This is a genomic window from Pantoea sp. XY16 (assembly GCF_025153065.1).
In the GTDB taxonomy this organism is placed as follows: Bacteria; Pseudomonadota; Gammaproteobacteria; order Enterobacterales; family Enterobacteriaceae; genus Pantoea; species Pantoea alfalfae.
Genome location: NZ_JANZNP010000007.1, coordinates 307,110 through 314,224, shown reverse-complemented (window position 1 = coordinate 314,224; position 7,115 = coordinate 307,110). Strand labels below are relative to the sequence as shown.

Here is a 7,115-nt window from a genome sequence, read left to right as displayed (position 1 = left end):
GAACTCAGAAGTGAAACGCCGTAGCGCCGATGGTAGTGTGGGGTCTCCCCATGCGAGAGTAGGGAACTGCCAGGCATTAAATAAGTGAAGAAGCCCCGCACGCGAGTGCGGGGCTTTTTTACGTCTGCTGTTTGCCACGTTAAGCTGAAACATTTTCATTTACTGCATCAAACCTCGACAATCTCTGCTGATCACTATAATGTTGGGCATCCAGATGTCTAAACGTTTATATGGTTGCGAGAGGTGAGCAGGTTATGCCAATCAGGGTTCCCGACGAATTACCGGCAGTGAATTTTTTGCGTGACGAAAATGTCTTTGTGATGACATCGTCGCGCGCCAGTGTTCAGGAGATCCGCCCGCTTAAAGTGCTCATACTGAATCTGATGCCGAAAAAGATCGAAACGGAGAATCAGTTTCTGCGTCTGCTTTCCAACTCGCCCTTACAGATTGATATTCAGCTGCTGCGCATCGACAGCCGCGAGTCACGCAATACGCCCACTGAGCACCTCAACAACTTCTACTGCAATTTTGAAGATATCCAGCACGATAACTACGATGGCTTAATCGTGACAGGTGCACCACTCGGGCTGGTTGATTTTAATGATGTCGCTTACTGGCCACAGATTCAGCGCGTTCTGCACTGGGCAAATGAGCACGTCACCTCAACCCTGTTTGTCTGTTGGGCGGTTCAGGCTGCGCTTAACATTCTGTATGGCATTCCCAAGCAAACCCGGCATAACAAACTGTCTGGCGTCTATGAGCATCAGATACTGCATCCCCATGCGTTACTGACCCGTGGTTTTGATGATAATTTCCTCGCACCGCACTCACGCTATGCTGATTTTCCCACTCATTTGATTACGGATTACACCGATCTTGAGCTGTTTGCTGAATCGGAACAAACCGGTGCCTATCTGATGGCGAGTAAAGACAAACGTCTGGTGTTTGTTACCGGTCACCCGGAATATGATGCCCTGACATTGTCTGGTGAGTATCATCGCGATTATGAAGCGGGGGTGAATCCGGAAGTCCCTTATAACTATTTCCCGCAGGATAATCCGGTATTGCCACCCCGCGCCACCTGGCGCAGTCACGGCAATCTGCTGTTCTCGAACTGGCTCAACTACTACGTTTACCAGATCACGCCGTTCGATCTGCGTCACATGAACCCAACGCTGGAATAGTCCCGTCTGAAGATCAACGGAACCGTGTTAGCCGATGGCAACACGGTTTTTTTTCGCCTTCATAACGTTAAATGAAAGCGATTCCTTTAATGGATGAAAATTTTATTTTTGATAAAACATAAGGATAAGTTGATTTTTATTTAAAAATGGAAATAGATTTTGATTTATAAAAATAAATGATTATGCTCTGATCCTGTCGCTCACAAAACGAACACCGTGTGGATCCGCTGCATTCGATCCTTTGAATACAGGAGAAAGCCAGCATGACAGACTCAGTGATCAGCCATACCCTCTCTTTCAGCCAGCCCTTTAATCATGCCGAACAGCAGCTGTTAACGCCCGAGGCCGTCTCTTTCTTAGAGGGGCTGATTGCACGCTTTGCACCACAACGCGACGTGCTGTTGTCGGCTCGCCAGCAACGTCAGCGTCGATATGACGAGGGCTATCTTCCAGACTTCGATATGGAAACCGCTTCCATAAGAGCCAGCGCGTGGCGTATTCAACCCATTCCGGCAGATTTAAAAGATCGTCGGGTTGAGATCACCGGTCCACCCGAGCGAAAAATGGTGATTAATGCCCTGAATTCAAACGTAAAGGTTTTTATGGCCGACTTTGAGGATTCGCTGTCACCGGAGTGGTCAAAGCTGATTGACGGGCAGCTTACTCTGCGCGAAGCAGTGCTGGGTACGCTGAGTTACACCAGCGACACTGGCAAAATTTATCAGCTCGGCGCTAATCCAGCGGTGCTGATGTGTCGGGTTCGCGGCCTGCATCTGTCAGAAAAACATGTCAGCTGGCAGGGCGAGGCGATTCCGGGTGGGCTGTTTGATTTCGCGCTCTATTTCTTCCACAACGTCCGTCCTTTACTGGCTAAGGGCAGCGGACCTTACTTCTATCTGCCTAAGACTGAGAGCTGGCAGGAGATCGCATGGTGGCGTGAGATCTTCAGCTTCAGCGAGGATCAGTTCGATCTGCCGCGCGGCACGATCAAAGCGACAGTGCTGATCGAAACCTTACCCGCCGTGTTTCAGATGGATGAGATCCTGTGGAATCTGCGCGATCACATTGTGGGCCTCAATTGTGGCCGCTGGGACTACATCTTCAGCTACATCAAAACCCTGAAACAACATGCGGATCGCGTACTGCCGGATCGCCAGTCTGTCACCATGTCTCAGACGTTTCTGGATGCTTACTCGCGCCTGCTGATTAAAACCTGTCATCGCCGGGGCGCTTTTGCGATGGGCGGGATGTCTGCGCTGATCCCCGCTAAAGATCCGACGCGCAATGCCTGGGTGCTGCAGCGCGTAACGGAAGATAAAGAGCGGGAGGCGGACAATGGGCATGACGGCACCTGGATTGCGCATCCGGGCCTGGCAGATACCGCCATGGCGGTCTTCAATGCTGCGCTGGGTGACCGGCCGAATCAGCTGCATATTCTGCGCGAAGAAGATGCCCCCATCACGGCGGAGCAGTTACTGGCGCCCTGCCAGGGCGAGCGCACTGAAGCCGGAATGCGCGCCAATATCCGCGTCGCACTGCAATATCTTGAAGCGTGGATTAGCGGCAACGGCTGTGTGCCAATTGACGGACTGATGGAGGATGCCGCGACTGCTGAGATCGCACGCACCTCAATCTGGCAATGGATTCGCCACCAGCAAATGCTGAGCAGTGGCCAGCAGGTCACGGCCGAACTGTTTCTGCGCTGGCTGAATGAAGAGCTGCATCTGCTGCAAAACGCGCTGGGCGAAGCCCGTTTTAGTGCCGGTCGCTATGACGACGCGGCACAGTTGATGGCGCAGATCACTACCGAACGCGAGCTGGTTTCCTTTCTTACCCTGCCAGGCTACCGCCTGATCCCCTGAACAGAGGAGCTATTGCCATGACACGTACTCAACAGATAGATCAACTGGAACAACTCTGGCAGACCGCACGCTGGCAGGGCATTACCCGCCCTTACAGCGCAGCAGAGGTTGTCAATCTGCGCGGTTCTGTTCTTCCCGCCTGTACGCTGGCAGAGCGCGGTGCGGAAAAATTATGGGCGCTGCTGAACGGGGAGGCGAAGAAAGGGTACATCAACAGTCTGGGTGCGCTCAGCGGCGGGCAGGCACTGCAGCAGGCCAAAGCGGGCATTGAAGCAATTTACCTTTCTGGCTGGCAGGTGGCTGCGGATGCCAACGTGGCAGGGCAGATGTATCCCGATCAGTCTCTCTATCCGGTGAACTCGGTGCCGGAAGTGGTGACCCGCATTAATCAGACCTTTCAGCGTGCCGATCAGATTCAGTGGTCCAGTGGCATCGAAAAGGATGACAGCCGGTACACCGATTTCTTCCTGCCGATTGTTGCCGATGCGGAAGCCGGTTTTGGCGGCGTACTCAATGCGTATGAGCTGATGAAGGCGATGATTCAGGCGGGCGCGGCTGCGGTCCACTTCGAAGATCAGCTGGCGGCGGTAAAAAAATGCGGTCACATGGGCGGTAAAGTGCTGGTACCGACTCAGGAAGCGATTCAGAAACTGGTGGCGGCACGGCTGGCTGCGGATGTCATGGGCGTGCCAACGGTACTGCTGGCCCGCACCGATGCCGACGCCGCGGACCTGATTACCTCAGATTGCGATGAATACGATCGTCCCTTTATCCGTGGCGACCGGACGGCAGAAGGCTTCTTCCGCACACACGCTGGCATTGAACAGGCGATCAGCCGCGGGCTGGCCTATGCCCCTTATGCTGACATCCTGTGGTGCGAAACCTCGACGCCGGATCTGGCGATGGCGCAGCGCTTTGCCGACGCCATCCATGCGCGCTTCCCCGGCAAACTGCTGGCCTACAACTGCTCGCCATCGTTCAACTGGAAGAAGAACCTCGACGACCGCACCATCGCGAAGTTCCAGCAGGCGCTGAGCGACATGGGCTATCGCTTCCAGTTCATCACGCTGGCGGGCATCCACAGCATGTGGTTCAACATGTTCGATCTGGCGCATGCCTATGCCCAGGGCGAAGGGATGCGTCACTACGTTGAAAAGGTTCAGCAGCCTGAGTTCGCTGCCCGCGATCGCGGTTACAGCTTCTCGTCACATCAGCAGGAAGTGGGCACCGGCTATTTCGATCAGGTGACCAACATCATTCAGGGCGGTAAGTCTTCAGTCACCGCGCTTACCGGTTCGACCGAAGAGCATCAGTTCTGACGCTTCTTCTATGACGGATTCCCCGCCCGCACCACGTGGGCGGTCATTGACCGGAGCTGACTATGCCGCCACGCGAATCTCTGATCGCCCACACTATCCTGCAGGGTTTTGATGCGCAGTATGGCCGCTTTCTGGATATTACGGCCGGGGCGCAGCAGCGGTTCGAGCAGGCGGATTGGCAGGCAGTGCAGCATGCCATGAAGGCCCGCATTCATCTCTATGATCATCACGTCAGCCTGGTGGCCGATCAGCTGCGGGTGCTGAATGGCGCGGCCAGCTGGGATGAGATTTTCTGGCTGCGGGTCAAGGATCACTATCAAAGCCTGCTGCCTGGCTATCCACGGCATGAGATCGCTGAAAGCTTCTTTAACTCGGTTTACTGCCGGTTGCATGGACATACTGACCTGCAACCGGATCGGCTATTTATCTTCAGCTCCCAGTCCCAGACCGCACCAATCACACCTTTGAGGCCGTTGTCGCGCCATTATCAGCCGGAGCGGGGCTGGCGGGCATTAGTGGATCAGGTGCTGGGAGATTTACCGCTGACGCTGCCGTGGCAGCACCGCGCGCGCGATGTCGGCTGGATTGTCCGCCACCTGCAGTCGTATTTCCCCCGGCTGGATCAGGGCTGGCTGGAGGTCAACAGTGAACTCTTCTATCGCAACAAAACCGCCTGGCTGGTGGCGCGCCTGCATCTGCCGGAGGGCATTTTTCCCTGTCTGCTGCCGATACAGCGCACTGAAAGTGGCGAGCTGTGGATCGACACCTGCCTGACCGATGTGAATGACGCCAGCATTGTCTTTGGTTTTGCCCGTGCCTATTTCATGGTGTATGCCCCGGTGCCTGCGGCGCTGGTGGCCTGGCTGCAACCGATTCTGCCCGGCAAAACGCTGGCGGAACGCTATATGGCGATTGGCTGCCAGAAGCACGGTAAAACCGAAAGCTATCGCGAATATCTTCAGGCGCTGGCAGAGAGTGAGACGGCCTTTGAGATCGCGCCTGGCGTGCGGGGCATGGTGATGCTGGTCTTCACGCTGCCGGGCTTTGACTGGGTGTTCAAGGTGATAAAGGATCAATTCGCGCCGCAAAAAGAGGTGACGGAAGCGCAGGTCCGCGCCTGTTATCAGCAGGTCAAAGAGCACGATCGCGTGGGTCGGATGGCGGATACGCAGGCGTTCGAGCAGTTTGTGCTGCCACTGTCGCGTATCTCACCGGCGTTGCTGACGGAACTCCACGCCTGCGTGGCAGAAAAGCTGCATATCGAAGGTGATCGCCTGATCATTCGTCACCTGTGGCTGGAGCGTCGTATGCAGCCGCTTAACCTCTACCTGGCGCAGGCCAGCGACGCTGAGCGACGACACGCCATTGAAGAGTATGGCCACGCGATTAAACAGCTGGCAGCCGCCAACATATTTCCTGGCGACATGCTGTTTAAAAACTTCGGCATAACCCGTCATGGCCGGGTGATTTTCTACGATTACGATGAGATCCGCCCGATGCAGGCGCTGAATTTCCGCGAGGTGCCCGCGGCGCGCTATGAGGAAGATGAACTTAGCGCTGAGCCGTGGTACAGCGTCGGACCGGATGATGTCTTCCCGGAAACCTTCCGCTATGCGTTATGCAGTGAAGCCGCGACTGGCGCCTTACTGCTACAACTGCATCCGGAGATATTCGACGCCCGCTGGTGGCGCGCGCAGCAGCAGCGCCTCGCTCATGGCCATGTTGAAGAGGTCATCGCCTGGCGGCAGACGCAGCGTTTCAGCGTCTGCTACGCGTCAGAGGCTATTAACGGCCGCTGTACGCCAGCGTAACCTGACGCGCTTCGCGGATGACCAGCGCACCTAATTCCGTAATCCGATCGTCTGTCATGCGAGCGATAGGGCCGGAAATCGAGAGCGCGGCAAACGCCTCGCCATGTTCATCGTAGATGGGCGCGGCGACACAGCGCAGTCCAAGTGCATGCTCTTCATCATCCAGCGAAAAGCCCGCTTTGCGTACCTGCGCCAGATTCTCTTTCAGGCTCTGCGGCGACATCAGGGTCTTCGGCGTGTAGTAATGCAATCCTTTCTGATGCAGCAGGGCGGTAACCTGTTCATCACCCAGATGCGCCAGAAACGCTTTGCCTGCGCCTGACGCATGCATCGGCAGCTTGCCGCCTATCGGCGCGGACATCCGCATCAGCTGGGTGCACTGTACCTGATCAATGATCACCGCCTGGTGGTCACTGAGATCCAGCACCGCCAGATTTACCGTTTCACCGGACTGCTCCATCAGGCTCCGCAGCACCGGGTGGACCAGCGCCAGCAGATTCCGGCTTTGCAGGAAACTGCTGCCGACCACAAAGGCATGCGCGCCGATTGTCCACAGTCCGAGATCGCCCACCTGACGGACAAAACCCTGCTGTTGCATGGTGCTGAGCAGGCGATGCGTGGTGGAGTTGGGCAGGCCCGCCTGCTGTGCCAGCTCGGTCAGCGCCACGCTGCCATGTGAGTCAGCAATCAGCTCCAGCAATGTCAGGCCGCGCGTCAGCGATTGAACCTGACCGCCCGCAGGTGCGGCGACAGGGGTGCCGCGGGGTTTCTTACCGCGTTTAACGGGAACGGGCGTTGCCATCGTTGTCTCTCCTTTTGCATTGTGGAAATCATTTTCGTTTTAATCACGCCGTTTGCAAATGCTGGTTTTCTGGTCAGACCTGTGAAGCCGTGACCTGCACCTGTCGCAGAAGAGGTTACTTTGTCGCCAGAGAGGCT

Annotated in this window: 5 protein-coding genes; 4 read left to right on the top strand and 1 reads right to left on the bottom strand. The window is 56.0% G+C overall.

The window, feature by feature from the left end:
* Nucleotides 1–254 precede the first annotated feature (254 nt).
* From metA to aceK, 4 genes are all read left to right on the top strand, one after another.
* Nucleotides 255–1,184: a homoserine O-succinyltransferase gene (gene metA, locus N1689_RS13250; protein WP_010252696.1), complete on the top strand. Its 930-nt coding sequence runs from the start codon at nucleotides 255–257 to the stop codon at nucleotides 1,182–1,184.
* Between the two features lie 263 nt (nucleotides 1,185–1,447).
* Nucleotides 1,448–3,046, top strand: a complete 1,599-nt coding sequence (aceB, locus tag N1689_RS13245; RefSeq protein ID WP_260059116.1) for a malate synthase A — start codon at nucleotides 1,448–1,450, stop codon at nucleotides 3,044–3,046.
* 17 nt (nucleotides 3,047–3,063) lie between these two features.
* Nucleotides 3,064–4,365: an isocitrate lyase gene (gene aceA, locus N1689_RS13240; protein WP_260059115.1), complete on the top strand. Its 1,302-nt coding sequence runs from the start codon at nucleotides 3,064–3,066 to the stop codon at nucleotides 4,363–4,365.
* A 62-nt stretch (nucleotides 4,366–4,427) separates the two neighbouring features.
* Entirely contained in the window at nucleotides 4,428–6,176 is a 1,749-nt protein-coding gene (gene aceK / locus N1689_RS13235; RefSeq protein WP_222924731.1) for a bifunctional isocitrate dehydrogenase kinase/phosphatase, read from the top strand.
* On the opposite strand, the gene iclR is transcribed toward aceK, so the two are convergent.
* A complete protein-coding gene (iclR, locus tag N1689_RS13230; RefSeq protein ID WP_033784456.1) occupies nucleotides 6,151–6,978 on the bottom strand; it encodes a glyoxylate bypass operon transcriptional repressor IclR in 828 nt (275 codons plus the stop codon). The genes aceK and iclR overlap by 26 nt on opposite strands.
* Between the last annotated feature and the right edge of the window lie 137 nt (nucleotides 6,979–7,115).